The organism is Vibrio spartinae (assembly GCF_024347135.1).
Taxonomy (GTDB): Bacteria; Pseudomonadota; Gammaproteobacteria; order Enterobacterales; family Vibrionaceae; genus Vibrio; species Vibrio spartinae.
In genome coordinates, this window is record NZ_AP024907.1 from 2,752,819 (window position 1) to 2,777,417 (window position 24,599).

At 45.9% G+C, this 24,599-nt stretch carries 22 protein-coding genes; 10 read left to right on the forward strand and 12 right to left on the reverse strand.

Annotation, left to right across the window (positions count from 1 at the left end; all coding sequences use genetic code 11):
- Window positions 1–8 precede the first annotated feature (8 nt).
- From OCU60_RS12235 to OCU60_RS12265, 6 genes are all read right to left on the reverse strand, one after another.
- Complete coding sequence (locus OCU60_RS12235; protein WP_074373123.1) at window positions 9–725, reverse strand: 4'-phosphopantetheinyl transferase family protein; 717 nt, start codon at window positions 723–725, stop codon at window positions 9–11.
- Window positions 726–816: 91 nt separating this feature from the next.
- On the reverse strand, window positions 817–2,127 hold the full coding sequence (locus OCU60_RS12240) for a sensor histidine kinase (protein ID WP_074373122.1): 1,311 nt from the start codon (window positions 2,125–2,127) through the stop codon (window positions 817–819).
- Between the two features lie 10 nt (window positions 2,128–2,137).
- Window positions 2,138–3,637, reverse strand: coding sequence for a sigma-54-dependent transcriptional regulator (locus tag OCU60_RS22955; RefSeq protein ID WP_074373121.1), 1,500 nt, complete (start codon window positions 3,635–3,637; stop codon window positions 2,138–2,140).
- A 168-nt stretch (window positions 3,638–3,805) separates the two neighbouring features.
- A complete protein-coding gene (locus OCU60_RS12255) occupies window positions 3,806–6,232 on the reverse strand; it encodes an ADOP family duplicated permease (protein ID WP_074373120.1) in 2,427 nt (808 codons plus the stop codon).
- An 11-nt stretch (window positions 6,233–6,243) separates the two neighbouring features.
- Window positions 6,244–6,951, reverse strand: a complete 708-nt coding sequence (locus tag OCU60_RS12260) for an ABC transporter ATP-binding protein (RefSeq protein WP_074373119.1) — start codon at window positions 6,949–6,951, stop codon at window positions 6,244–6,246.
- A gap of 32 nt (window positions 6,952–6,983) precedes the next feature.
- The gene (locus tag OCU60_RS12265; protein WP_074373507.1) at window positions 6,984–8,237 is read right to left on the reverse strand and encodes an efflux RND transporter periplasmic adaptor subunit; all 1,254 of its coding nucleotides are present in this window, start codon (window positions 8,235–8,237) and stop codon (window positions 6,984–6,986) included.
- Window positions 8,238–8,570: 333 nt separating this feature from the next.
- On the opposite strand from OCU60_RS12265, the gene OCU60_RS12270 reads away from it, so the two are divergent.
- From OCU60_RS12270 to OCU60_RS12280, 3 genes are all read left to right on the forward strand, one after another.
- Window positions 8,571–8,855 (forward strand): PepSY domain-containing protein, encoded by a 285-nt coding sequence (locus OCU60_RS12270; RefSeq protein ID WP_074373505.1) that lies wholly within the window; start codon window positions 8,571–8,573, stop codon window positions 8,853–8,855.
- Window positions 8,848–9,363, forward strand: coding sequence for a cytochrome b/b6 domain-containing protein (locus OCU60_RS12275; RefSeq protein ID WP_370738679.1), 516 nt, complete (start codon window positions 8,848–8,850; stop codon window positions 9,361–9,363). Before OCU60_RS12270 ends, OCU60_RS12275 begins: the two co-directional genes overlap by 8 nt.
- Window positions 9,364–9,568: 205 nt before the next feature.
- Window positions 9,569–10,237 carry an HAD-IA family hydrolase gene (locus OCU60_RS12280; RefSeq protein WP_074373118.1) on the forward strand — a complete coding sequence of 223 codons (669 nt, stop codon included), beginning with the start codon at window positions 9,569–9,571 and terminating at the stop codon, window positions 10,235–10,237.
- A gap of 124 nt (window positions 10,238–10,361) precedes the next feature.
- Here OCU60_RS12280 and OCU60_RS12285 read toward each other — a convergent pair whose 3' ends face one another.
- From OCU60_RS12285 to OCU60_RS12300, 4 genes are read right to left on the reverse strand one after another with little or no spacing between them, the layout of a single operon-like run.
- Complete coding sequence (locus OCU60_RS12285) at window positions 10,362–11,471, reverse strand: ABC transporter permease (RefSeq protein WP_074373117.1); 1,110 nt, start codon at window positions 11,469–11,471, stop codon at window positions 10,362–10,364.
- Window positions 11,468–12,394 (reverse strand): ABC transporter ATP-binding protein, encoded by a 927-nt coding sequence (locus tag OCU60_RS12290; protein WP_074373116.1) that lies wholly within the window; start codon window positions 12,392–12,394, stop codon window positions 11,468–11,470. The genes OCU60_RS12285 and OCU60_RS12290 overlap by 4 nt, the downstream gene beginning before the upstream one ends.
- Window positions 12,391–13,347, reverse strand: a complete 957-nt coding sequence (locus OCU60_RS12295; RefSeq protein WP_074373115.1) for an HlyD family secretion protein — start codon at window positions 13,345–13,347, stop codon at window positions 12,391–12,393. The genes OCU60_RS12290 and OCU60_RS12295 overlap by 4 nt, the downstream gene beginning before the upstream one ends.
- A 49-nt stretch (window positions 13,348–13,396) precedes the next feature.
- Window positions 13,397–14,956 (reverse strand): putative bifunctional diguanylate cyclase/phosphodiesterase, encoded by a 1,560-nt coding sequence (locus tag OCU60_RS12300; RefSeq protein ID WP_074373114.1) that lies wholly within the window; start codon window positions 14,954–14,956, stop codon window positions 13,397–13,399.
- 542 nt (window positions 14,957–15,498) lie between these two features.
- Between OCU60_RS12300 and OCU60_RS12305 the strand changes: the two genes are divergently transcribed.
- The 7 genes from OCU60_RS12305 (at window position 15,499) to OCU60_RS12335 (ending at window position 22,718) form a co-directional block, all read left to right on the forward strand.
- Window positions 15,499–17,130, forward strand: a complete 1,632-nt coding sequence (locus OCU60_RS12305) for an ABC transporter substrate-binding protein (protein ID WP_074373504.1) — start codon at window positions 15,499–15,501, stop codon at window positions 17,128–17,130.
- Window positions 17,131–17,222: 92 nt separating this feature from the next.
- Window positions 17,223–18,143, forward strand: a complete 921-nt coding sequence (gene oppB / locus OCU60_RS12310; protein ID WP_074373113.1) for an oligopeptide ABC transporter permease OppB — start codon at window positions 17,223–17,225, stop codon at window positions 18,141–18,143.
- A 14-nt stretch (window positions 18,144–18,157) separates the two neighbouring features.
- Window positions 18,158–19,060 (forward strand): oligopeptide ABC transporter permease OppC, encoded by a 903-nt coding sequence (gene oppC / locus OCU60_RS12315; protein ID WP_074373112.1) that lies wholly within the window; start codon window positions 18,158–18,160, stop codon window positions 19,058–19,060.
- A gap of 14 nt (window positions 19,061–19,074) precedes the next feature.
- Window positions 19,075–20,046, forward strand: a complete 972-nt coding sequence (gene oppD / locus OCU60_RS12320; RefSeq protein WP_074373111.1) for an ABC transporter ATP-binding protein — start codon at window positions 19,075–19,077, stop codon at window positions 20,044–20,046.
- Window positions 20,043–21,029 (forward strand): murein tripeptide/oligopeptide ABC transporter ATP binding protein OppF, encoded by a 987-nt coding sequence (gene oppF, locus OCU60_RS12325; RefSeq protein WP_074373110.1) that lies wholly within the window; start codon window positions 20,043–20,045, stop codon window positions 21,027–21,029. Before oppD ends, oppF begins: the two co-directional genes overlap by 4 nt.
- Before the next feature lie 204 nt (window positions 21,030–21,233).
- Window positions 21,234–22,073 carry a helix-turn-helix transcriptional regulator gene (locus OCU60_RS12330; RefSeq protein ID WP_074373109.1) on the forward strand — a complete coding sequence of 280 codons (840 nt, stop codon included), beginning with the start codon at window positions 21,234–21,236 and terminating at the stop codon, window positions 22,071–22,073.
- A 48-nt stretch (window positions 22,074–22,121) separates the two neighbouring features.
- Window positions 22,122–22,718, forward strand: coding sequence for a LysE family translocator (locus OCU60_RS12335; RefSeq protein ID WP_074373108.1), 597 nt, complete (start codon window positions 22,122–22,124; stop codon window positions 22,716–22,718).
- Window positions 22,719–22,832: 114 nt separating this feature from the next.
- On the opposite strand, the gene OCU60_RS12340 is transcribed toward OCU60_RS12335, so the two are convergent.
- On the reverse strand, window positions 22,833–23,828 hold the full coding sequence (locus OCU60_RS12340; RefSeq protein ID WP_074373107.1) for an NADP-dependent oxidoreductase: 996 nt from the start codon (window positions 23,826–23,828) through the stop codon (window positions 22,833–22,835).
- A 341-nt stretch (window positions 23,829–24,169) separates the two neighbouring features.
- On the reverse strand, window positions 24,170–24,505 hold the full coding sequence (locus tag OCU60_RS12345) for a hypothetical protein (protein ID WP_074373105.1): 336 nt from the start codon (window positions 24,503–24,505) through the stop codon (window positions 24,170–24,172).
- Window positions 24,506–24,599 lie beyond the last annotated feature (94 nt).

Consider the following 24,599-nt stretch of genomic DNA (forward strand, 5'->3'; position numbering starts at 1 on the left):
AATCTATTTTATTTCACTCTCTGAAACGATCCTGCATCTGATTTTATCTCTTCTACAGAAAATGATGACTCTTCATGATTCACATGAAATATTTTCACCATGCCTTCTTTGGGTACACAAAGAGATAAATCGAACAACCGTTGATACTCATACATATAAAACAACCAACTATTTTCCGGTTGTTTATTTTCTCCCAAATACATATTCACTTGACTGCCATTCAGATCGAACCAAAAACTGTTTAATGGTTGTGCCAACCCTTTGCCAATCGCTTTGATATACGACTCTTTCAGTGTCCATAGCTGCCGGGCCTGCCGACAGGCATCTCCGCAATGCAATGATTCAAGCTGAGCCATTTCCTGACGATGAAAGAATCTCTGTGCAATCTTTAATATCTGACTGTCTTTTTTTTTAAACTCAATATCTACGCCGACGTCACCAATTTTTGATAACAGTAATACCCCCACTCCATTTGAGTGTGAAATATTAAACCAGAGTGAATCTGTACCAGCGATGGTCGGTTTACCATATTCTTTTCTGTATATTCTTATTCTTTCATCACCTTCATAGTAATAAGGTAATATTGAACGAATAAACTGTGCACTTATTTTTCTATCCTCATCATTATTTAATTTGATTTGATATTCATTTTTTTTATGCTTTCTATTTTTAATAAAAAACAATAAATAATGATTATCTCCCAGCTCAGGCAAACATGTTCCCATCGCATCAACCTTCATTAATAACTTTATTTAAAGTGTACGAACCCCCGCAGCATTTTTGCCACCAATAAAATCAGGGGTCATCAATGACGAACTATATCGGTAATATCAATCGAGCAACACAGCCCTGCATATCCTCACGATTATCGATCGAAAAATATCCGCTATGGTTTTCTGCAATCTGCCGACATAAGGTTAATCCAATGCCGTTGCCGTGAGATTTGGTGCTATAAAACGGGACAAACAGATTACTTTTATTGGTAATACCGGTTCCCTGATCCAGAATTTCCAGAATCAGGTTATGCTTTTGTACTTCACATGACACCGTAATCGTACCTTTTGGATCGGTCATCGCTTCATCAGCATTCTTAAATACATTGATCAGTAACTGCTGTATCTGTACCGGATCAATATTGATTTTTAACGTCTCCTGACAACAGGCAATATTGATCTTGCGATGCTCAAACAGCGGCAGTAATTCTCTGAGCAGCATATTAATATTTTGTAGTCGCTTCATCGGTGCCGGTAGCTGAGTCAGCTTGCGATAGCTCTCAATAAAAGATTTGAGGTTCTTCGCCCGCTCTTCAATAATTTTCAGCCCACCATCGACTTCCATAATCGACTCGTCTTTTTCTTGTGGCAGCAATTCTCTCAGAATCTGGCTCAGTGACGCTATCGGTGTCAGGGTGTTATTGATTTCATGGCTCAATACCCGCAACAGGTTTTTCCATGCCCGGTGTTCCTGCCCGCGCAGTAATTCGCTGACATCCGTAACAAACAGCAGGGTTTGTCTGCGGCTATTCTCGTAGTAACTGTCTTGGTTGATCTGAAACTGCCCGCTTTTTTGTGGAAAATGCCATTCAATCACATCTCCGGAAGCACATTGAAGTAAGTCATGAATCGCCAGTGAGTTGATCAACTGTCCCGGCATCGACTTCGGCTCTCGGTCGAACAGCTGGCCGGCACCTTTATTGACGAACGCAATTTCTTCTTGGTCATTAATGGCAAATATGGCGACATCGATATTGTTGATGATCTTTTTCACCAGATACTGCTGCTGACGGATTTCCAGACGCTGCTGATTCATCGACTCAGACAGACGGTTAATCATCCCGATCAAACCATCCATTGAATCGTTTCGTCCGGTTCGCTTCCCTCGCATACTGAACTCATTGTTGGTCAGCGATTCAACTAGGTTCATGACGGTTGCCAGATGAAAATTTAAACTGTGATCAACGGTCACCAGACAATACATAATGAGTAATGCGCTCAGAAATGCCGTCAGCGCAATCAGATAACCGGAATAACCATGTACCGCCATGATCAGCAGCATCAGACAAGTCGGCGTCACCGAAGCAACGAGCATCAATCGACGCTGCACAGTTTGGATTGACGTATCTAACATGATGCCGCCCTCATTTCGTCTTTCCTAAGCGTCGGTAGAAAGCACTCCGGCTCAACCCCAGAGATTCGGCAGCCAGACTGGCATTACCATCAAAATAGTCCAGACGCTGTTTTAGGGCTTCCAGTTCAATCTCTTCCAGTGTGTTTGAGTGCGCCACTTTGTCGGAATATACTGTTTTTTCGGAATATACTGCTTTGTCGGAATATACTGTTTTTTCGGAATATACAGCGCCGTCTCCGACAACAAGATGGCGCTGTGACGGTGAAAGTGTACTCTGAGGCATATCACCTTCCTGATAATCGGGTAACACGCGTTTGAGCAGTTGCTTGTCTAAGGGTTTCCCCTGACTCAGCAGGACCAGACGTTCAACCACATGACTCAGTTCGCGAACATTGCCCGGCCAATCATAAGATTGCAGGATGGCAATCGCTTCATCGGTTAACTCACCGATCGGCTTACGGTATTTCTCGGTGTAAATTTGCCCGAACCGCTCGATCAGCGGAATAATATCGTCAACCCGTTCCCGCAGGGAAGGTACCCGAAATTCAAAAGTATTCAGGCGGTAAAAGAGATCCTGACGAAACGACCTGTCACCGATCATCTCATTCAAATCAGCATTTGTGGCAGAAACTACCCGGACATCAACCTGCTGGGTCTTCGCCCCACCGACTTTCTCAAACTGCTTTTCTTCCAGAACCCGCAACAGCTTCGACTGCTGGCTGACAGGCATATTGCCGATTTCATCCAAAAACAATGTACCGCCATCAGCCAGTTCGAACCGACCAATACGTTGCTGTTTGGCATCGGTAAATGCGCCTTTCACATGGCCAAACATTTCACTTTCAAACAACGTATCCGGAATGCAGCTCATATCCACGGAGATAAATTCCTGTTCCGCTCTGGAAGAATACCGGTGAATATAACTTGCCAGCAGACTCTTCCCGGTTCCGTTTTCTCCGGTCAGTAAAATATTGGCGTCACTCTCGACGATCAACATCAGTGACTCCATCAGGTTTTTCATCACCGGAGAAAGCGCAACAATATTGTCGAAAGCACATAAGTTGAGCTGTTCCTGCAACAATTGGTTCTGCTGCTGCAAGCGGAACTGTTTCTTTAAGCCTTCACTCAACCGAATCTGAGTGTTAAGAATATGCACCAGCCGTTCGTTATCCCAAGGCTTTTCAACAAAATCCACTGCCCCGTATTTCATCGCTTCAACTGCAATATCGACCGAACCCCAACCTGTCATCACCACAATCGGCAACTCACTGTCGATAGTTTTGAGCCGTTGAATCAGATCCAGACCTTCCTGTCCGGAAGTCGTATCCAGCTGATAATTCAGATCGATTAACGCAATATCCGCATCGGCCTGTTTTACCTGTTCCAAAGCAAGCTCCGGCGAATGAACCGTCACCACATCAAAATGCCGAACTTTGAGGATTAACCTCAGTGTATTCAGGATATTCTCATCATCGTCTGCGACTAAAACCCGATATTGTTGATTATGCATAAAACTCTTATTTCTTGTTTTCCATTGTTTTAATTGATAGCAGCCTGCGGCTGCATCTCAGCCATACTAACGTTGTTATCATATTCAGAAATATAAAGAAAGACAGGGACTGGCGTGTGTCTACCGACACACGCAGTCTATCGTTGACAAATGCAACTCCCGTCACGCTTACTGCTCCCGCAAGGCGTCCATCGGTCTTAACCTGACCGCCTTCAGTGCCGGAAGCAAGGTTGCAAGAGAAACCACACCACTAATGCCGGCAGCGGTCAGCGCAAATAAAGCCCAGACACTCCATGGACTATGCCCCAGAATCCGGGTAATCAGCGGACCGACAAACATCACAATCGGGCCGCTAATCAGCAAGCCAATCAGCAGTTGTAGCCATCCCTGTTTCATCAGCATATGAATGATACGACTTTCTGTTGCACCCAATGCACGACGGATACCCAGTTCCTGATATCGCTGGCTAATCGCTTTTGCCATGACACCATAAATCCCACTACCTGCCAGTAATACGGCAATCATACCAAATACATTAAATAAGATAGCAATATAGGTCAGGCCGGCAGTATTCCGGGCAATGACCTGAGCCAGTGGCTTCACCTGATAGACCGATAATCCGGTATCGATATCTGCCACAGCCTGTTCGATTGGAATCGTCAGATTTTCTCTCTGGGCGGAATTTGCAACTACAGAAAGATGACGCACCGGTGCCTGCATCAGTGAGCGATACACAGTCGGCATTCGTTTGCTGTAACCGAACGGGCGTCCCTGAATCACATGTGAAACAACACCAACCACGGTATACCAGCCATTTTTCCCAGCCCAGCGGATCCGTTTTCCGATGATGTGACTTTTTTCCGGCCAATATCGCTGGGCAAATGATCGGGTAATCACGACCACTTTCTGGGAGTTCTGATCATCAGACAAACTCAGCATCCGACCTTCTTCCAGTTTGACTCCCAGTAGTTTCAGGGTTCCTGGCATGACCGTCACATTATTCGCCCGAGGCAACAGATTTTGTTGTGAACGGAGTTGCTGCCGGCCTTCCAGTTCAACTTTACTGGCAACCATAAACGCACCGGGAACCGAACTCATCATACCCGCTTTGGAAATAGTCGGTGAAGCCTCTAGATCACTTTGTAGACGATTATAGAATGTCAGCAGACTCTCCGGCGTATTATAATACTGATCCGGTAAACTGATTTTCCCGGTATAAATCCCCTGAGGCTGAACACCATAATCAATCTTTGTTGCTTCATAAACAACCAGAGACAACAGCGCTCCAAGCGACAGCACTGCACAAGACAAAGCAACTTCAAAAATAACCAGTATCCGACTGATCCGCCCGCTACTGCGACTCTGCGCGCCACGAGTACCATCTCTCAGGACTTCGTTAATATTACACTGGGTCATTTTCCACGCTGGCAATAATCCGGTCACCAGGCTGACAATCACAACCAATAAAACAGTCTTCAACAGCACATCGGCGTCCAATCCCAGCTCCCACCAGAATGCAGGCTTCACAGGAACAATTGAACGGATCAGACCATTGGTCAGTGACAGTCCCCAACCGGCAAACAGTACTCCCAGAATACCGCCCAGCGTACATATCAGGGTGCTTTCCCACATCATCTGTATCACTAACCTAAAGGTCGGAGCACCGTGTGCAATTCGAATGGCACTCTCTTTGGAGCGTTCCGTTGCCCGTGCCAGCAGCAGGTTACCGACATTACAACAGGCAAGCAGCAGCACAAATCCAACCCCTAATAGCATCACCAGAAAAATCGGTTTTGAGTCTTCCCCAATGAAGCTGTCCATAAATGTAATTGTAAAGGCAGAACGTCCAGTATTGATTTCAGGATACTGTAATGCCCGTGACGCCATAATATCTTGCAATTCGACATCGGCATCCGCCAGGTTAATCCCTGGTTTAAGCTTGGCAAAAATAGAGACTTTCGGGGCATCCTCTACCGTAAATTTTGCTTCGTTAAGCTGACTCGGTAGCCAAATCTGGTTATTCATAGGAAATTCATATCCGAGCGGCATTATCCCTATGATTTCCGTACCAATACCATTAATTTGAACCCGCTGACCAATAATATCCTGACGCCCGCCAAAATAGTTTTGCCATAATTCATAGCCGATTACAGCCACCGGATTCGCCCCTTCAATTGTATCCGCATCGGTAAATAGTCGTCCCATAATCGGCTGAGTATGAGTGAATGCGAATAGATCAGAACGACTGCGAATTGCAATATAGTGAGACGCTTTACCGTCAATACTGACATTCGCAACATCACCGTAGTAATAACCGATATCTTCCAACCGCTGGCTCTTATCCCGGATATCTTTAAAATCCGCATAACTCATGGGTGAATCGCCGAATCGAATCCCATTCATGCTGGGGCTAACCATCACCATTCGCTCTCCGCCAGGAAATGGGAGCGGTTTAAATGCCAATGTATTAATCAGGGAATACATATAAATACACAAGCCGAGACCACAGGCCATAATCAGCATGGTGAAGACCGTAAATCCCGGACGCTTAAGCATCAGCCGAATGGCATATTTCAGATCAAATAACCAACTCATATATGGATTCCTCAGGCAACCAGCCCCTGACTATCAAGATGACGGTCATCAATGACCATTCCGTCAAATATATCAATCTGCCTTAAAGCATGTGCAGCAGAGCGGGGATCGTGCGTAACAATACAAATGGTTACGCCATCGGAATGCAATTGGTCAAACAAATTCATGACAGCTTCGGCATTTTTAGAGTCCAGATTACCGGTCGGTTCATCCGCCAACAGTAGTGAAGGCTGACCGACAATTGCCCGGGCAATAGCAACTCGCTGCTGTTGTCCACCGGAAAGCTGGGACGGGAAATGCTTACTACGATGTTGCATATCTACTTTTTCCAAAGCAGCCAGTGCAGCCCCCTGCATCTCTTTTGTCGTCATGCCTTTACGGTAAGTCAGCGGCAGCATCACATTCTCTTCAACCGTCAAATCGCTGATGAGGTTGAAGGATTGGAAGACAAAACCGATTTCCTGATTACGAATTTCAGCCATCCTACGCGGATTCAATGCCCCGACCTCAAAACCATTGATGACATATTTCCCACCACTGGGACTATCCAGCAGACCTAATATCGATAATAAAGTCGACTTCCCACAACCGGAAGGTCCAGAGATGGAGACATACTCACCTTTCTCGATCACAAAACTAATATCGTTTAGCGCATGAGTTTCAATCTCTTCCGTATGAAAGACTTTATTCACCTCGCTCAACTCGACAATGAATGACATATTTATTCCTTTTTTATAATGAATCGATAATATTACTGGATGCTGATCCGATCCTGATGTTCCCAAGCACTGGGATTCGATGTCACAATCTGGTCGCCATCGCGCAAACCACTTTTTATTTCAATTCGGTCCGCAGATCCCTGTCCGAACATCACTCGAATCTTATCGGCTTCTCGCCCATCGGCCGCAAGTCTATATACTGTACCGGGCGAGTTACTCTGGGCAAATGCAGGACGATTAACTGACAATACATGCTGTAATTTTGAGACCAGAATGGTTCCTTCAATGCTCAAATCCGGTCTGGCTTCCGGTGGTAATGGACTATTCAGCGATACATCAACCTGAACCGTGCCATGATTAACCGCTGGATCAATCCGAATCACCGAACCATGAATTTGATTGTTATGCGTGTCAACAATCACATCCTGCCCTATCTCAACAGTACGAACCTGACGCTCTGGTATTTTTAATTCAGCCAATAACTGATCCTGTCTGGCCAGTTTCGCAATATTAAGCCCCAACGGAACCCGTTGACCTGCTTCAATATTGACAGCCTGAATCACTCCGGACTGATTGGATACGACTTTCAGTGACTGAATCATCATTTCAGAACGGGAAAGGCTTTTTTTCAGTTTATTTACCATCGCAGTATTCGCCTGAAATTCAGCTTCTTGCGTCTCTTTCAGTTTCTCCAGACGCTTTTTCTCAATTTGTAACTGCTCTCGATATTGTTCCAAATCTAATTTTGAACGGTTGTAATCAATGAGAGAGACCGAACCATTATTCCGTTTTAACAACGTACTTTCAGCATCATACTGAAGTTTTGCCTTCTCATAAGAATGCTTTACTTTCAGAATTCGAGCCTGAGCATCCAGTACATTATTTTCATGGCGCATCGCTAACGATTTATTGTTGGCCAGTGCGGCCTCTAATTCCCAGCGGATTTCATCCGTTTTCTGCACCAACTCTGGGTTGATCAACTCAGCAATTAAATCACCTTTTTTGACCATTGCTCCCGGTTTGACTAAAACAGATTCAACTCTGCCATCCACGTTGGTCGATATCCAGCGGATATGTTTCGGGGCTAACACCCCATTACCACGGACCTCAATGTTCATATCACCCTGATTTACCTGAGAAATAATAATACTGTCCCGACGGACTTCATAACTTCTGGGCGCCACAGTTGTCGCATATGCACCCAGCGTTACAAGAGCAATCGCAATCAATCCAAACCATAACTTTCGTTTCGGAATCGCTCGAGACCGTTTTTTTTGAATATCCATATGTGAATAACCAATTTCATTTATGAGTTGATACTCAATAAGCACAAACAATGCCAATAATATATCTCATTGTTTTTAATTAAATTTATAATCCTTAAGCAATCAAAATCCCAATTTCGAACACCAGAACATCCTCAAAGATAGATCGCTTATCCCATATCTGGGACGGCAAATATATCTGAGCGACACCGTGGTTATGGAAAGAAGAAATAGCACGTCACCCCACCAACATTGATCCTATGAATATCTCTTAAGCAGTTCTTAAGTTTACTGACACATAATCAACCCAGTGAAAAGACACCACCAAATCGTGATGCAACAGGAGCATAAATGATGTCAAAAACAACGTTGAACCGTCTGGCTACTTTACTCATAACAGCAACAACTTCTTCTCTGGTTTTTGCTGATCCGCAGTGTACTCAACAGCCAGAGTCATCTTGGATACCTTTTGAAACGGCCAAAGCGCAGGTTGTTGACATGGGGTATCAGATTAAAAAATTTAAGAAAACCCATACCGGCTGTTATGAGCTTTACGGCTATGACGCCCACAAAAACCGAGTTGAGATTTACTACAATCCGGTTGATATGCGGGTTGTAAAAGAGGAAAAAGATGATTAAACAACAGTTCATTTGGGATATTGTCGTCCGAATCACACACTGGACCACTGCTGCACTGTTTTTATCGAATTATTTTCTGACAGAAGAAGGCAGTCAGTTACACCAGTGGATTGGCTATACCGTCATCGCGGTAATCAGTATCCGTTTGCTATGGGGGCTGATTGCCCGTTCTCCGGCCCGCTTGTCTGCGTTCAAGCCTTCTGTGCCTCAGGCACTGGAACATCTGAAAGAGGTGTTGGTCACCAAAAAAGATGAGCATGTCGGTCATAACCCAGCCGGTGCAATCATGATCTGGCTGATGTGGTTTCTCATTCTGAGTACAGCCATAACGGGATGGTTATCTGAAACCGACTGGTTCTGGGGAGAAGACTGGATGATTGAAATCCATGAATTTTTTGCCAATGCCACAATGGGTGCGGTCACCATTCACGTTTGTGCCATTATCCTGATGAGTAAGCTGACACAGTTTGCTTACGTCAGAACCATGTTGTGGCGCCACAAAGACTAACAGACTCTCATTCAAAGCCCCTTCATTTTCAGGGGCTTCATTTATCTTGACCCGCCATCGTTCTCTCTCCTGCAACACAACCCTCATCATGTACTCATCTCACCAAAACCTGACTTCAAGTCATCCTCACTTATCGTTATGATACGCACAGAAATACCATGATTGACCTGTTTCAACCAAGCCCCACCTTAACCAAGGAGTCCTCGTGTCCACTGAATTTCATTTTCGCGCTTGCCTGTTCGATTTAGACGGTACCCTGATTGATTCAATTGCTGCCGTTCATCGTGCCTGGACTGTATTTGCCACACGTCAGGCACTCGACCCTGCGCACATTCTGCATCATATTCACGGACGTCCTGCCAGCGAGTCAGTGGCTGAATTTATGGCGGGTCACTCCCAGACGGAGATTGAACGAGAAATTGCCTGGTTAAAAGAAGCTGAATCGCAAGATACCGCCGGGATCGTCCCGATCACAGGAGCCATTGATTTTCTGCATCAGTTGAATCATCTCAACATCCCATGGGCGATTGTGACTTCCGGTAATGAATCGGTCGCCCATGCCAGAATCAAAGCGGCCAGAATTCCCAAACCAGACGTCGTCATTACCGCTGATCAAATTACCCGCGGAAAACCAGATCCTGAACCTTACCAACTCGGTGCGCAGGCACTCGGTTTTACAGCAGAGCAATGTCTGGTATTTGAAGACGCTATCGCGGGGGTACAATCGGGGCTGGCTGCCGGGTGTCCGGTCATCGGTCTGTTAACTCAGGTACAAGATGCACAGGCATTACTGGGCGTGAACACCATATCAGACTACACCCCACTGACATTGGAACAAGATACCGAAGGCTTTAAGTTACACGTGCCGTTGTAATGGCGGCTGAAAGCTGAATCAATCAACGATAAATGGCAAGTCAATTGGACTTGCCATTCTTTTTCTGTCGCATTCTTTTCCTTTGTGTCACAGGGACTGAACGGAGCAACTGCTGACCTTCACATTAATCCAAAGATTTCTTAAACCGCATTGAGGCAACCACTAAACCAAGCAGGGTAAATCCAATCATCCATAATGTATCGCGCCACAAATCGAGCAGGTCGGCACCTCGGAGAACAATGCCCCGAATCATCCGCATAAAATGCGTCGCGGGTAACACTTCAGCAATCCACTGTGCCATCACGGGCATTCCCTCATAAGGAAAGATAAATCCGGACAACAAGATTGAAGGCAGTAAGATAAACACGGTCATCTGCATCGCCTGAAGCTGGGTAGTTGCAATCGTTGAAATCATCAATCCCAGCGTCAAACTGGCAGAAATAAATAATAACGTTCCCCATAAGATTTGACTGAATACCCCGTGAATCGGGACATCAAAAATGACATGCCCCAATCCCAGAATAATGGCCACCTGAATCAGACCAATAAATATATAAGGAATAATTTTCGCGACCATCAATTCCATCGGATGGATCGGTGTGGTGATTAACAGCTCCAGATTGCCTCGCTCCCGCTCGCGGACAATCGCAGCACTGGTAAACAGAATCATCGTCATGGTGAGAATCACGCCGAGTAATCCGGGGACGATATTGACGGCCGAGCGTCGGCTTGGGTTGTAATAAAGTGCGATATGAAATGTCTGTGCCGGTCCCTGCCGCTGAACACGACCGTTCTGTAAGCCGAGTCCGTTCAGTGACATATGCTGCAAGCCCATGACTGCCGAACTGATCATCGTATCGGTTCCATCGACAATCCACTGCCCCAACACTCGCCCCTCAACCCAACGCTGATCCAAATCTTTCGGCAGAATCATTGCCGCCCGGACAATCCCCCGGTGAATCGCTTGCTCCGCTTCTTTGGCCGTCGCATAGTGCTGGGTAATATCCACGACCTGAGTCACTCGCACGGCTTCAGTTAATATTCTCCCCGAGGTACTGTCACTCAGATCAACAACGGCAACCGGCACATGGCGAACATTGGTATTGATCGCAAAACCAAACAAAATCAATTGAATCAATGGGATCATCACCACCATGCCGAATGTAATCCTATCCCGGGAGAGCTGACGCAACTCTTTGACCATCACGGCTTTCATCCGGTAGAAAGCATTCATTGCCGTTTCTCCCCGGTGACACAGACAAACACATCTTCCAGACTGGGGCGCACCAGCGCTATTTCTGCATTGCTCAATGTCGGCACCTGAGCTTTCAACCACTCAATCGGTGCTGCGACATCTTGTTGAATGAGCACGCGTAGTCGGATCCCTAACTGGGCCGCCGAGCGAACCGCCGCAAACATCAGTAAATGTTCTTTCAATCCGCGGAGGTTCTCCGCCCGAATTTCCACCACATGCACGCCCATATCACGCATGAGTTGCTCCGGTTCTCCGTCGGCACGAATCCGCCCTGAATCCATAATCGCCAACCGATGACAACGTTCAGCTTCATCCATATAGTGGGATGTAACCAGAATGGTCGTCCCCTGAGCGGAGAGGTCAAACAGTTGTTCCCAGAACTCTCGCCGGTTTTCCGGATCAACGGCTGACGTCGGCTCATCCAGAAATAACAACTCAGGATGATGCATGGTTGCTGCGGCCAGAGACAAACGCTGTTTTTGTCCGCCACTCATTCCTCCGACGCGTTGCTTACGTCGTTGGTCCAATCCATACGTCTGAAGTTGCTGAGTGAGACGCTGTCTGAGTTGTTGGTGACTCATGCCGAAGATCTGCCCGATAAACTGCAGATTTTCTTCGACAGAGAGATCGTCGTAAAGTGAGAATTTTTGCGTCATGTAGCCAATTTTCAGCCGGAGGCGCTCTGATTCGCGGGGAATATCCAGCCCTAAGACTTTCACTTGCCCTGAAGTGGGATGCAATAAGCCAGTGAGAACCCGAATCGTGGTTGATTTGCCGCAACCATTCGGCCCGAGAAAACCATAGATCGACCCTTTCGGAATTTGCAGCCGGACATCCTCAATTGCAGTAAAATCCCCAAATCGCTTCACAACATTTTCCGCCTCAATGGCATACGTTGTCACGGTCTGAGCCCTCCGAGTTCCACCTGAGCCGGAATGCCGGAAGGGAGTGATTGCGCTGAATCATCCAAATCAATTTCAGCCAGATACATCAACCGAGAGCGTTCTTCCTCCGTCAATGCGTAGTAAGGGGTAAAGGATGGTTGCTCCGAGACGCGGCGAACTTTGCCCCGAAAAACTTTGTCAACCCCATCAACATGGACATTGACCATCAACCCAGTCACAAACTGAGTCCGGTATCGCGCGGGGACATAAACCCGGGCATAAGGCACCCGATCAGCTTCAATCACGGCAACCGCCTGATTGACCATCACCCGTTCGCCAAGTTGATAAGGCAGGCTGTCCAGCACACCATCGCGCGTGGCAACGATGGTCAACTCATCCAGTTGGTGCTGTTGTAACATCACACCAGCGGTTGCGGCATCCAGTGCCGCTTTCGCCTGGTCAATATCTTCAATTCGGGAGCCTGCTGTCAGTTTAGCGAATGCTTCTCTGACGGCATTCAATTCAGCCTGAGCGGTATCACGACCGGCCAACGCCCGATCTTTCTCCGACTGACTACTGAGTTTTTTCGCGACCAGTTCACGGGTGCGCTGATAATTTTTTTCGGCTTCAATAAAACGGGCCTCAGCACGAACGACATCCGCTTTTGCGGCCGCAATATCTTCCGGACGTTCGCCATTGGTGAGTTTCTGTAAGTAGGCTTTCGCTTGTGCCTGTTCAGCAACGGCCTGCGCCAACTGCATCATCTGACGTTGCCGATCAAGTTGCACCAGGACCTGCCCTTGAGTCACCGGCGAACCTTCTTTCACCGGTAAATCACGGATAATTTCGTTAGCCGTTGCAGTCAGAGTCACCCGATCTCGTTCTAAAGTGCCTAATGCAACGTTATCTGTATCCGTTTGACAGGCGGTGAGTAGAATCATCAGGATCGCATGGTAGATCAGTCGCTGCATTGATGCTTCTCCACGATTTAGATGAGCGTTGTGTCAGTCAAGTGGCACTTCACAAACCAGATGAGGACTTCATCCGCTCAACCAATGTTGCTAAAGATGCGGGTTTGCCAATATAGTAACCCTGAGCCATATGGCATCCGATCTGATGGAGCAGCGCCAGCTGTTCTTTGGATTCTACACCTTCAGCCAAGATCGACAAGTTCAGATGTTTTGCCATGTGAATCAACGTTGAAATTACATATCGATCTCGTTCGGAGTCCACCAGCGCACGGGTGAAAATCTGATCAATTTTTAAACAGCTAATGGGGAGATCTTTCAGTCGCCCCAGACAAGAATACCCGATGCCAAAATCATCAATGGCGATATGCACACCAAGAGCTCTCAATTCAGTGAGCTTCTCCCGGATATCATCAAAGATGTCACAGACTAACGCAGATTCCGTCAATTCTAAAACCAGCCGATGCGGGGGAAATTCATGGGCCGATAATGCCCGCTGAATTTGACTGACAAAATCACTCATCCAGAAATGCCGCGAGGTGATATTCACCCCTAAACGCTGATCCGCTTGCAAAAATGATTGCGCATCTTCTAGGGCCTGATACAACGCCCATAAGCCGATTTCTTCAATATGTCCTGTGTCTTCGGCAATCTGAATCAATTGTGCTGTCGGTATCAGTTTTCCTTTTAACTCCCAACGAATGAGTGCTTCATAGCCGATGATCTGCTCATTCTTCAGTGATAATTGTGGCTGATATGCCATATGGAACGTTTTATTTTGCAGCGCGGTTTTCAGATCAGATTCAAGCTGGTAGCGCGCATAGAGAATCTCGGCCATCCCAGAGGTATAGAGTTCAATTTGTCCTCTTTTGGTCACTTTAGAATGATACATGGCAATATCAGACGCTTTGAGTAAATCGGCTGCTGTATAACCATCATGAGGGTAGATAGCCACTCCGGCACTAAAACGTAACGCCAGATCATTTTCATCTAAACGATAAGATTCTTCCTGTAAGGATTTAATCCGTTCCAGTACGGGAGCCAGCTCATCTTCATCTTTCAGCTCGAGTAAAACCAGATACTCATCCCCGCCTAAACGCCCGACAATGTCACTTTTGCGGATCGTATAACGCAGCCGCTCACCGAAGACCTGCAATAACAAGTCGCCTTTGGCATGACCATAGGTATCATTGACCATTTTGAAATTATTCAAATCAATGAATATCACGGCCACCTGACACTCCAGCCGCTCTGCCCGGTGTATCATTTGTGTTAGGCACTCCAGAGAATAGGCGCGGTTTGGCAATTGGCTCACTTGATCGAAAAAAGCTTTATCCGAGACTTCATGGAGAAGGTCACGTAAATCCTGCATCCGACGATAAGCATAGAAAATCCCACCGAGGCCGAACCAGAAGACAATCAATGTAATCTCATCCATTTCCCAAAGTTCATGTTGACGACTAAAAAAATAGAGTTGTTCGAACAGATCAACTTTGGCTATCAAAGAGATACAGGACAATATCAGAACAATCGTACAGATATAGAAAAGATCACGTTTAGCCCGTGCCCGAATCTCTTTTCCTAAACTGATCTGCATGTATTTTTGTTTCATTGTGATTTATCATTTTTGGAGGCGCACAGTCAGGAAGTGTCCCTATGCCCCTGAGAAACAAATTAATTCAGCAGTGGTCAAACCAATGCTACCTTATGTAAAGCGTAGACCAAATTGTCATATTATTGATAAGCTTATTGAGCAAAGAAAATACTGTACTACTCAAATATCCAGCGACAGCAGATGAAAATATTGCTTTATTCCCATAAACAGAATAAACCACCAATAGAACTGACAATATAAAATATTGATGAAATGGATTTCATTAGACTCTTTTGTCTGCCTTTGCTAGCAAAAAACCAGATAAAAAACCACATTTAAAGTTTTAAAAAGATCAAATCATTAATTTATTGTTAACTAAATGGCAAATTCATCTAAAAGTTGCTAGGGTAACGGGATATTTGTAAAGTGGGCATAATGAGTAAAGTCAACTTGTCCAACATATAGAATCCAGTATTTCTTTCGTTTATTCGGATACCTATATTGACACTCACTTTATGAATACGATCACGGATGTCATCACACAAAATCTGGAGTTTTACATGAATAAAAATAAGATTTCCCGAGCAATGATGCTGGGATTAGGCCTGACTCTAGCCGGCACAACATTACCATCTTATGCAGCACACGTTCCCGAAGGCACAAAACTCTCCCCAGTACAAGAATTAGTCCGGGGAAATGGTTCAGAAATCGAAACGCTTGATCCACAGAAAGTCAATGGAGTTCCCGGTGCTAACGTAGACAGAGACTTGTTTGAAGGTCTGGTCAATGAAGATGGCTACGGCAAACTTATCCCCGGTGTCGCAGACAAATGGGAAACCAAAGATAATAAAACATTTATTTTTCATCTCCGTAAAAACGCACAATGGTCTAATGGTGACCCCGTCACGGCTGATGATTTCGTTTACGGATGGCAACGGCTTGTCGATCCTGCAACCGCTTCACCTTATGCTGAATATTTGCAGTTAGGTAATGTGACCAATGCAGAAGATATCGTTGCGGGTAAGAAAGACAAATCGACGCTGGGTATTAAGGCGATCGACACCCATACACTTGAAGTCCATCTTGATAAACCCACACCTTACTTTGTCAAAATGTTGGTTCACCAATCAACGTTCCCGGCACCACGTAAAGTCATCGAAAAATGGGGCAATAAATGGACTCGGCCAGCGCACTTTGTCGGAAATGGTGCGTACGTTCTGGACAAATGGGTTGTCAATGAGCGTTTAGTTCTCAAGCGCAATCCGCTTTACTGGAATAACGCTGAAACGATCATTAATAAAGTCACTTATCTACCGATTGAAAGTCAAAATGCTGAAATGAACCGTTTCCTCGCGGGTGAGATGGACTCCACCTACGAAATGCCGGTTGAACACTTCAAACGACTTAAGAAAGACCACCCTGAATCGGTTTCTGTCACCGGATATCTGTGTAACTACTACTACGATTTCAATATGCGGAAAAAGCCATTTGACGATGTTCGAGTCAGAAAAGCACTCTCTTATGCGATTGACCGCGATATCATCACAAAGGCCATTATGGGACAAGGCCAGAAGCCAGCTTACGCCTTTACGCCAGATATTACTGCCGGCTTCACGCCACCGATGCCGGAATATGGCAAGTGGACACAGAAAAAGCGGGACCAAAAAGCGCGTGAACTTTTGGCTGAAGCAGGTTATGACAAGAGTAATCCGTTAACATTGACGCTGATTTACAACACATCTGACAACCATAAGAAAGTAGCCACGGCGATTCAATCCATGTGGAAAAAAAGCTTAGGTGTCAAAGTCAATCTGGAAAATCAGGAATGGAAAACATTCTTAGACAACCGTCGTCAAGGTAACTTCGAAGTCGCTCGCGATGCTTGGTGTGGTGACTATAACGAAGCATCGACCTTCCTCTCTCAAATGCTCTCCAACAACAGCGGTAACTATGCCCACTATCAAAGCAAAGCTTATGACAGTGCCATGGAAAAAGCGATGGTGAGCACGTCAGACACTGAGCGCGCCAACTACTATGCCCAAGCAGAAAAGTTGATTGCGCAAGATATGCCCGTGGCTCCGACTTACCAATATGTAAAAGCGCATTTACTCGCGCCTCACGTTGGTGGTTATCCGATCCATAATGCGGGAGACATGACTTACACTCGGGATATGTATATTAAAGCAAAATAAGCCATTCCGAGTTATCAAGACAGGGCTGTATGGCAGATGTCATACAGCCTTTCCATTTCACAGTTGCAATTAAAATACACAAGAGTGAGTTTATGCTTAAATTCATTGCGAAACGGATGTTGGAAGCTATACCGACGCTACTGGTGCTGATCACGATATCCTTTTTTCTTATGCGCTTTGCGCCCGGAAGCCCGTTCTCTTCAGAGCGAGCCGTTCCACCTCAGGTTCTTGCGAACATCAATGCCGAATATGGATTGGATAAACCAATTAGTGTCCAGTACTTCACTTATCTGAAAAATATTGTGCATGGCGATTTCGGCCCTTCCTTTAAATATAAAGATTTCAGTGTGAATGAGTTGGTCGGAAAAGCGTTACCGGTTTCAGCCAAAATCGGGGCAACCGCCTTTGTCTTTACCCTCATTCTCGGTGTCGCGATTGGCACAATCGCGGCCCTGAAACAGAACACCTGGCTGGACTATTCATTAATGGCAACGACCATGTTGGGTATCGTGATCCCCTCCTTCGTCTTTGCTCCGGTGCTGATCTTTATCTTTTCCATTAATTTAGAATGGTTACCCGCCGGAGGCTGGAATGACGGCTCTTTCAAATATATGGCACTCCCCGTACTCGGCATGTCGTTACTCTATATTGCAACGTTTGCCCGAATTACCCGAGGCTCGATGATTGAAACCCTCAACAGTAATTTCATTCGCACCGCCAAAGCCAAAGGGCTTAATTATGGTTATATCGTCATTCGTCATGCTTTAAAGCCTGCGCTGTTACCGGTCGTATCTTATATGGGACCTGCATTTGTCGGCATTATTACCGGTTCAGTAGTCATCGAGACAATCTTTGGTTTACCGGGGATCGGGAAGCTATTCGTAAACGCAGCCTTTAACCGAGATTATTCTCTGGTACTCGGGATTACCATCCTGATTGGATTTTTGTTTATTTTGTTCAACATGATCGTCGATATTCTGCTCGCTTATATCGATCCAAAAATCCGCTATTAGAGAGAGGCAGACACATGTTAGGAAAAAAAGATAATGTCCAAGCGCTGGAGCGATTTAGCGAGCAATTGGAAATTGAAGGAAGAAGCTTATGGCAAGATGCCCGAATGCGCTTTGTACGCAACAAAGCAGCAATGGTCAGCCTGGTTATTCTGGTTTTGATTACCTTAGCGGTACTCATTTTACCTTATTCAGCCACTTACAGTTTTGATGATACCGATTGGTATGCGATGAATGCTGCCCCTTCCGCCGAACATACCTTCGGCACGGATTCGCTGGGCCGGGATCTGTATGTCCGAACCTTGATTGGCGGTCAGATTTCACTGGCTGTTGGTGTTCTGGGGGCGCTGGTTGCGGTCATTATCGGCACGCTGTATGGCGCGGCTTCCGGGTTTATTGGTGGCCGAGTAGACCGTGTGATGATGCGTATGCTGGAGATTTTGTACGCAATCCCCTTTATGTTTTTCGTCATCGTACTGGTCACCTTTTTTGGTCGTAACATCATGCTCATCTTTGTTGCCATCGGGGCGATTTCATGGCTGGATATGGCACGGATCGTTCGGGGGCAAACCCTAAGCCTACGCAGTAAAGAATTTATTGAAGCGGCGCATGTCTGTGGTGTCAGCCAGTGGAAAATTATCACTCGCCATATCGTCCCGAATGTACTGGGCATTGTGGTCGTCTATTCAACACTGCTTATCCCGACGATGATTCTGACTGAGTCATTCCTCTCTTTCCTCGGTCTGGGTGTTCAAGAGCCACGGACAAGCTGGGGGGCCTTGCTGCAAGAAGGAGCAAATACGATGGATCTGGCAATCTGGCAGCTCGCATTTCCCGCCGCATTTATGATTGTGACTCTATTTTGTTTTAACTATGTTGGCGATGGATTGCGTGATGCACTCGATCCAAAAGACAGATAATCCGGGAGCATTGTATGAACTTAATTGATGTAAAAGATCTCCGGGTTGAATTCTCGACACCGGACGGCACCGTCACTGCCGTCAACGATCTGAACTTTTCATTAAAACAGGGCGAGACTCTGGGAATCGTCGGTGAGTCCGGCTCCGGAAAATCTCAGACTGTATTTGCAATGATGGGACTACTGGCAAAAAACGGTAAAGTTTCCGGTAGCGCCTTGTTTGAAGGCAAAGAAATCCTGAATCTGCCAGAAAGAGCGCTCAATAAAATTCGCGCAGAACAGATTGCCATGATATTCCAGGATCCAATGACCTCTTTGAATCCTTATATGAAAGTCAGTACGCAGCTGATGGAAGTCCTGATGAAGCATAAAGGCATGGGGAAAGCAGAGGCATTCGAAGAATCAATTCGGATGCTGGAAGCGGTTAAAATCCCGGAAGCGCGGAAGCGTATCAACATGTATCCCCATGAATTCTCAGGAGGAATGCGCCAGCGGGTAATGATCGCCATGGCGTTGCTGTGCCGTCCCAAATTATTGATCGCGGATGAGCCGACAACAGCACTCGATGTCACCGTTCAGGCACAGATTATGGATCTGCTTAACGAGCTGAAATCAGAGTTCAACACCGCCATTATCATGATTACTCACGATCTTGGTGTCGTCGCCGGCTCTTGTGAGAAAGTTTTGGTGATGTACGCAGGCCGAACCATGGAATACGGCAGCGTCAACGATATTTTCTATCAGCCAAGTCATCCTTATGCCGAAGGGCTACTGCGGGCGATTCCTCGTCTGGATACCGAAGGAGATGTTCTCCCGACCATTCCAGGCAACCCACCCAATCTACTACGGCTTCCCCCCGGCTGCCCTTATCAGGAACGATGCCATCGGGTCACAGAACGCTGTAAACATGAAACACCAGCCCTTACAACGTTTGGCAATCAACGTCAACGGGCCTGTTTTTCTGACTGGGAGACTTGGGAAAAATGAATCAGAAACCCTTACTACTTGATATCAAAGATCTGAAAGTTCATTTTCAGATCGCCTCAAAGTCGGCTTGGCCTTGGTCACCACCGACTTCACTCAAAGCCGTTGATGGGGTGAATGCTCGCCTTTATGAAGGTGAAACGCTGGGTGTAGTTGGTGAGTCAGGTTGTGGTAAATCCACTTTTGCACGCGCAATTATCGGGCTGGTCAACGCAACGGAAGGTGAAGTGCTCTGGCTCGGTCAAGACCTGACTCGTATGAAAGCCGTACAACGGCGGGAAACCCGTAAAGATATTCAGATGATCTTTCAGGACCCGTTGGCATCGCTCAACCCGCGAATGACGATTGGTGACATCATTGCTGAACCTCTCCAGACATTTTATCCGGAACTCTCCTCTCTGGAGGTGAAAGATCGGGTCAAAGAAATGATGATGCGCGTCGGATTATTGCCGAACCTCATTAACCGCTATCCGCATGAATTTTCTGGTGGGCAGTGTCAGCGGATTGGGATTGCCCGTGCCTTAATTCTACGACCCAAAATGATCATCTGTGATGAGCCCGTTTCCGCACTGGACGTATCGATTCAGGCGCAAGTCGTTAACTTGCTCAAAGAGATACAAAAAGAGCTTGGATTAAGTCTGGTATTTATTGCCCATGACCTATCGGTCGTGAAGCACATTTCTGACCGGGTGATGGTAATGTATCTGGGGAATGTGGTTGAGATTGGTGAAGCCGATAAGCTGTTTGCAACCCCGAAACATCCCTATACGACCGCTTTGATGACGGCTGTGCCAATTCCCGACCCAAATTTGGAACGGCAGAAAAAAATTCAGATGCTGGAAGGTGATCTCCCGTCGCCAATCAATCCACCATCCGGCTGTGTATTCCGCACCCGCTGCCCAAAAGCACAACCGCAATGTGCCCAAAATAAACCGGTACTGAGCGGTGACGAACAGCACGCGGTCGCCTGCCCTATCGTGCTCTGATTCGTAAACAAAAACCTGAAGACGAGAATATCTCACATCATCGTCTTCAGGTTCCTCCATGTATACAAACACGTAACGCGCATACCGCATACCGTATCAAACAAGCTCACAACCTGAGCCAAATTCAGCAATTTTGTTCAAGTTTTCCTAAGTTGACTTTTTTATCATAAAATAAAAGTGAGACGCAGCAAGTTAGGTATTCATATGCGAACAGGTAATCATTTCAAATTTGAAAACAGCACTGCGCTTCAAGGTGTCAAAATACTGACGGCAAATATGCACGATTTCAGTTATGACAAACACGCACATGAAGAATACTCTCTGGGGGTGACATTACGCGGCAGACAAGATTTTTTCTGTTGTCGCCGTTTTCATCAAAGCCCTCCCGGAGGTGTCATACTCTTCAATCCTGATGATGTTCATGATGGGCATTCAGGCGGTACAACGGATTTGTCATATGTGATCACGTATATCCACCCTCAGACATTTCATTCCCTTTTTCTCGCACTGGGTGTGAAACCGAATCACACTGTCCGAGTGGAAGGTGCATTGTTTGACGATCTGATTCTCAAACAACAGATTCTGGCTTTCATCCGCATCGTCAACAGCGGCTATCACTCGAAAATTGAACAGGAATTGGCCCTGTTTCGTTTAGCACATACGCTGGTAAAAAAATCAGGGGCTTTATGTGAAGCAAAGCCGCAACGACGTCAGGATATCTTACTGAACCGAGCCAAAGCCTTCATTCTCAGTCAGTACCGGGACGATTTAATCGTCGATGATATTGCGGCTGTCGCTCATATGTCGAAATATCATTTTATTCGCCTATTTCGGGCACAATTCGGAATTACACCTCACCAGTACGTCCTCAACTGCCGCATCAACGGGGCACAAAAAGCGCTTGAGTCCGGTATCCCCGCCTCAGCGGTTGCACAAATGTTCTGTTTTGCAGACGTCAGTCATATGAACCGCCGCTTCAAAAAGCTCTATGGGATGACCCCGAAACAATATCAAACGCAATTGAATCTGGTACCACAACGCTAACCAGCAATACCATTCCTCCTGATAACCACAAAACAGGTCTGTCAACCTATGCTAGCAATATGGATTTATGCTCTGGGAATTATGTATTCCCCCGGTCCGGTGAACCTACTCAGCCTAAACGGTGGGGTACAGGGACACACACGTCGCCACCTCGGATTTTTCTTTGGGGTCGCCTGTGCAATGTTCATCCTATTTATCAGTTTAAGTTACCTTGGTCACTCACTCGTCAACGATGAAATTCTCCCTTATGTCGCACTCTGCGGATGCAGTTACATTCTATACCTCGCTTGGCAGTTGATACGCTCATCAGTGACATTCAAGCAATATCCCGCTTTCACGCTTTCATTCAAAGGTGGCCTCATGATGCAACTACTCAACCCCAAAGGGCTGATTGCAACACTACCAATTGCAACGATTCAGTTTCCGGCACAAAACATGACTGAAGGACAGGTCATCTGTTGGTCTGTCGCACTGTCGCTGTTTGCCGGATGTGCGCCCGGGAGTTATTCGGTTATCGGTGGGATTGTCGGGAAACACCTGCTGAATGCGAATGCGATCTGGTTGCAGCGTATACAACAACTATTGGCTTTGCTCTTAGTGTATACAGCGTTCAGTATCGGCTACGAGCATATCTATAAAGCCTGATAACCTGTTATCAAATCATCTAAAACGTCATACTGTGTATTAATCGTTTGTCGATAGCGCCACGAAAAACGGGCTCAGAAGAGCCCGTTAGCAATAGAAGTATTGGGTAGAATCTTATAACTCGACGATTAACTTACCTTGGTTATCACCATTAAATAGTAATTTAATCGCATCAGGCGCATTCTCGATACCATGAATCACATGGGTGCGATACTTCAGTTGACCTTTCATCAGCATCCCGCCTAAAGCCAAACCATAGTCAGCAAACCGATCAAAGTGATCTGGCATAGTAAAACCCTGAATCGATAGGCGACGCTTAATAATATTCATCCAACTCGGGCCCGGATCGGGCTGATCTTTATTGTATTCAGCAATCATCCCACAGACAGCAATCCGCCCATGCGCATTCATCTGGGAAAAAATAGGTGCCTGAGCAACACCACCGGTATTTTCAAAAAACAGATCAATCCCATCCGGTGCCGCCGCTGCTAATTGTTCAGCAAAGTCTTGATCGTGATAATTCAAAGCGGCATTGAATCCTAACTCTTCAGTAATCCATCGCCCTTTTTCTTCATTACCGACAACCCCGACGACTCGCAATCCGAGATTCTTCGCCATTTGTCCGACGAGTGAACCGACCGACCCAGCGGCTGCCGTGATGACTAATGTTTGTCCAGGCTTTGGCTGTAAAACTTGATACAAGCCATGATACGCCGTAACACCCGGTAGTGAGATAACCGCCAGCACAGCTTCAGCCGGAATATCCGCTGGTATTTTATTCAGCCCGGTTCCGTTTGAAATCAGGTATTCCTGCATTCCTGTCATCCCCAGCACTCTTGTTCCCTCGGGAAAATCAGGATGTTTGGAAGACACAACTTCACCTAAGCCACTTGCTCGCATGACATCACCGAGTTGTACTGGGGGAATATAGCTATTCTCATCTGGGCTCATCCAGCCTCGCATTGCAGGATCTAGAGAAAGATGCGTGACTTTGACCAAAAACTCGCCCTCTTGTGGCGTCGGTATTGTTGCTGTTTCTGTTGAAAATACATCCGCAGTAATTTCCTGCTGGGGTCTCTCAACTAAATGAACCGCCCGATATGTCTGCATGTTTTCCTCTCTCATCGAATGCTTGTTGTCACCATTACCACAACATGTTGAACATCGTATCCCACGGGTCTCAGATAGGTTATCTTTCATAGGGCAGAAATTATGCGTTCAATCTCTTAACCTATCCTTATAATTCCGATGGAATTTATTGAATGTTATGAATATTTTCTATTCAGTAAATGTAATCATAATATATATGGTGATGATTCAGGTCATTTTAAAGCATGGGAGTACAGAAAATCAGGAAATGCTAAATATCAAATAAACAAAGATAAACTGCCACCTGAAACCATTGATGATTTTTATCAGATAACAGTATTTTATTTTTACCACTGTTAACTTTAAACTAATGATGATTCCATGCAAGGTTCAAGCTGAATCGATATAGCTTTGCCATTCAGCGATGCATATTCAGTCCCCATTGGCGCATCACCAATCGACAGTGATAACTCAATAGAATCATCATGTTCTGATGTCACAGCGGGTATGCCGTTACCAAATTGTTCCGCGAAATCCTCATCCAGAAATGCAAAGGTGATGAAATAGCTTTTCCCAATCCGAATATCACTGGGGACATGACCTAAAAAACATTGAACAATTGAACCATGAATGTCAAAAGTGATCTCTTCTCGAGCTTCTGGATTAATATGAATGACTTTTGCTTTATATTTTCTCATGAAGTCTCCGTTATTATATTTTGATGAATCGTATTTCGCATCAGTAAACACGATTAAAAATGATCAAGCGTGGCGTTATACTCCGAGTCAGGAT

Bases quoted from the DNA above. Each gene is read 5' to 3' on its own strand.
- OCU60_RS12330 (WP_074373109.1), top strand. From the start codon at position 21,234: ATGCGAACAGGTAATCATTTCAAATTTGAAAACAGCACTGCGCTTCAA.
- oppC (WP_074373112.1), top strand. From the start codon at position 18,158: ATGTTAGGAAAAAAAGATAATGTCCAAGCGCTGGAGCGATTTAGCGAG.
- OCU60_RS12270 (WP_074373505.1), top strand. From the start codon at position 8,571: ATGTCAAAAACAACGTTGAACCGTCTGGCTACTTTACTCATAACAGCA.
- OCU60_RS12345 (WP_074373105.1), bottom strand. From the start codon at position 24,505: ATGAGAAAATATAAAGCAAAAGTCATTCATATTAATCCAGAAGCTCGA.
- oppB (WP_074373113.1), top strand. From the start codon at position 17,223: ATGCTTAAATTCATTGCGAAACGGATGTTGGAAGCTATACCGACGCTA.
- oppF (WP_074373110.1), top strand. From the start codon at position 20,043: ATGAATCAGAAACCCTTACTACTTGATATCAAAGATCTGAAAGTTCAT.
- OCU60_RS22955 (WP_074373121.1), bottom strand. From the start codon at position 3,637: ATGCATAATCAACAATATCGGGTTTTAGTCGCAGACGATGATGAGAAT.
- OCU60_RS12235 (WP_074373123.1), bottom strand. From the start codon at position 725: ATGGGAACATGTTTGCCTGAGCTGGGAGATAATCATTATTTATTGTTT.
- OCU60_RS12305 (WP_074373504.1), top strand. From the start codon at position 15,499: ATGAATAAAAATAAGATTTCCCGAGCAATGATGCTGGGATTAGGCCTG.
- oppD (WP_074373111.1), top strand. From the start codon at position 19,075: ATGAACTTAATTGATGTAAAAGATCTCCGGGTTGAATTCTCGACACCG.
- OCU60_RS12240 (WP_074373122.1), bottom strand. From the start codon at position 2,127: ATGTTAGATACGTCAATCCAAACTGTGCAGCGTCGATTGATGCTCGTT.
- OCU60_RS12335 (WP_074373108.1), top strand. From the start codon at position 22,122: ATGCTAGCAATATGGATTTATGCTCTGGGAATTATGTATTCCCCCGGT.
- OCU60_RS12255 (WP_074373120.1), bottom strand. From the start codon at position 6,232: ATGAGTTGGTTATTTGATCTGAAATATGCCATTCGGCTGATGCTTAAG.
- OCU60_RS12300 (WP_074373114.1), bottom strand. From the start codon at position 14,956: ATGAAACAAAAATACATGCAGATCAGTTTAGGAAAAGAGATTCGGGCA.
- OCU60_RS12275 (WP_370738679.1), top strand. From the start codon at position 8,848: ATGATTAAACAACAGTTCATTTGGGATATTGTCGTCCGAATCACACAC.
- OCU60_RS12285 (WP_074373117.1), bottom strand. From the start codon at position 11,471: ATGAATGCTTTCTACCGGATGAAAGCCGTGATGGTCAAAGAGTTGCGT.
- OCU60_RS12260 (WP_074373119.1), bottom strand. From the start codon at position 6,951: ATGTCATTCATTGTCGAGTTGAGCGAGGTGAATAAAGTCTTTCATACG.
- OCU60_RS12295 (WP_074373115.1), bottom strand. From the start codon at position 13,347: ATGCAGCGACTGATCTACCATGCGATCCTGATGATTCTACTCACCGCC.
- OCU60_RS12265 (WP_074373507.1), bottom strand. From the start codon at position 8,237: ATGGATATTCAAAAAAAACGGTCTCGAGCGATTCCGAAACGAAAGTTA.
- OCU60_RS12340 (WP_074373107.1), bottom strand. From the start codon at position 23,828: ATGCAGACATATCGGGCGGTTCATTTAGTTGAGAGACCCCAGCAGGAA.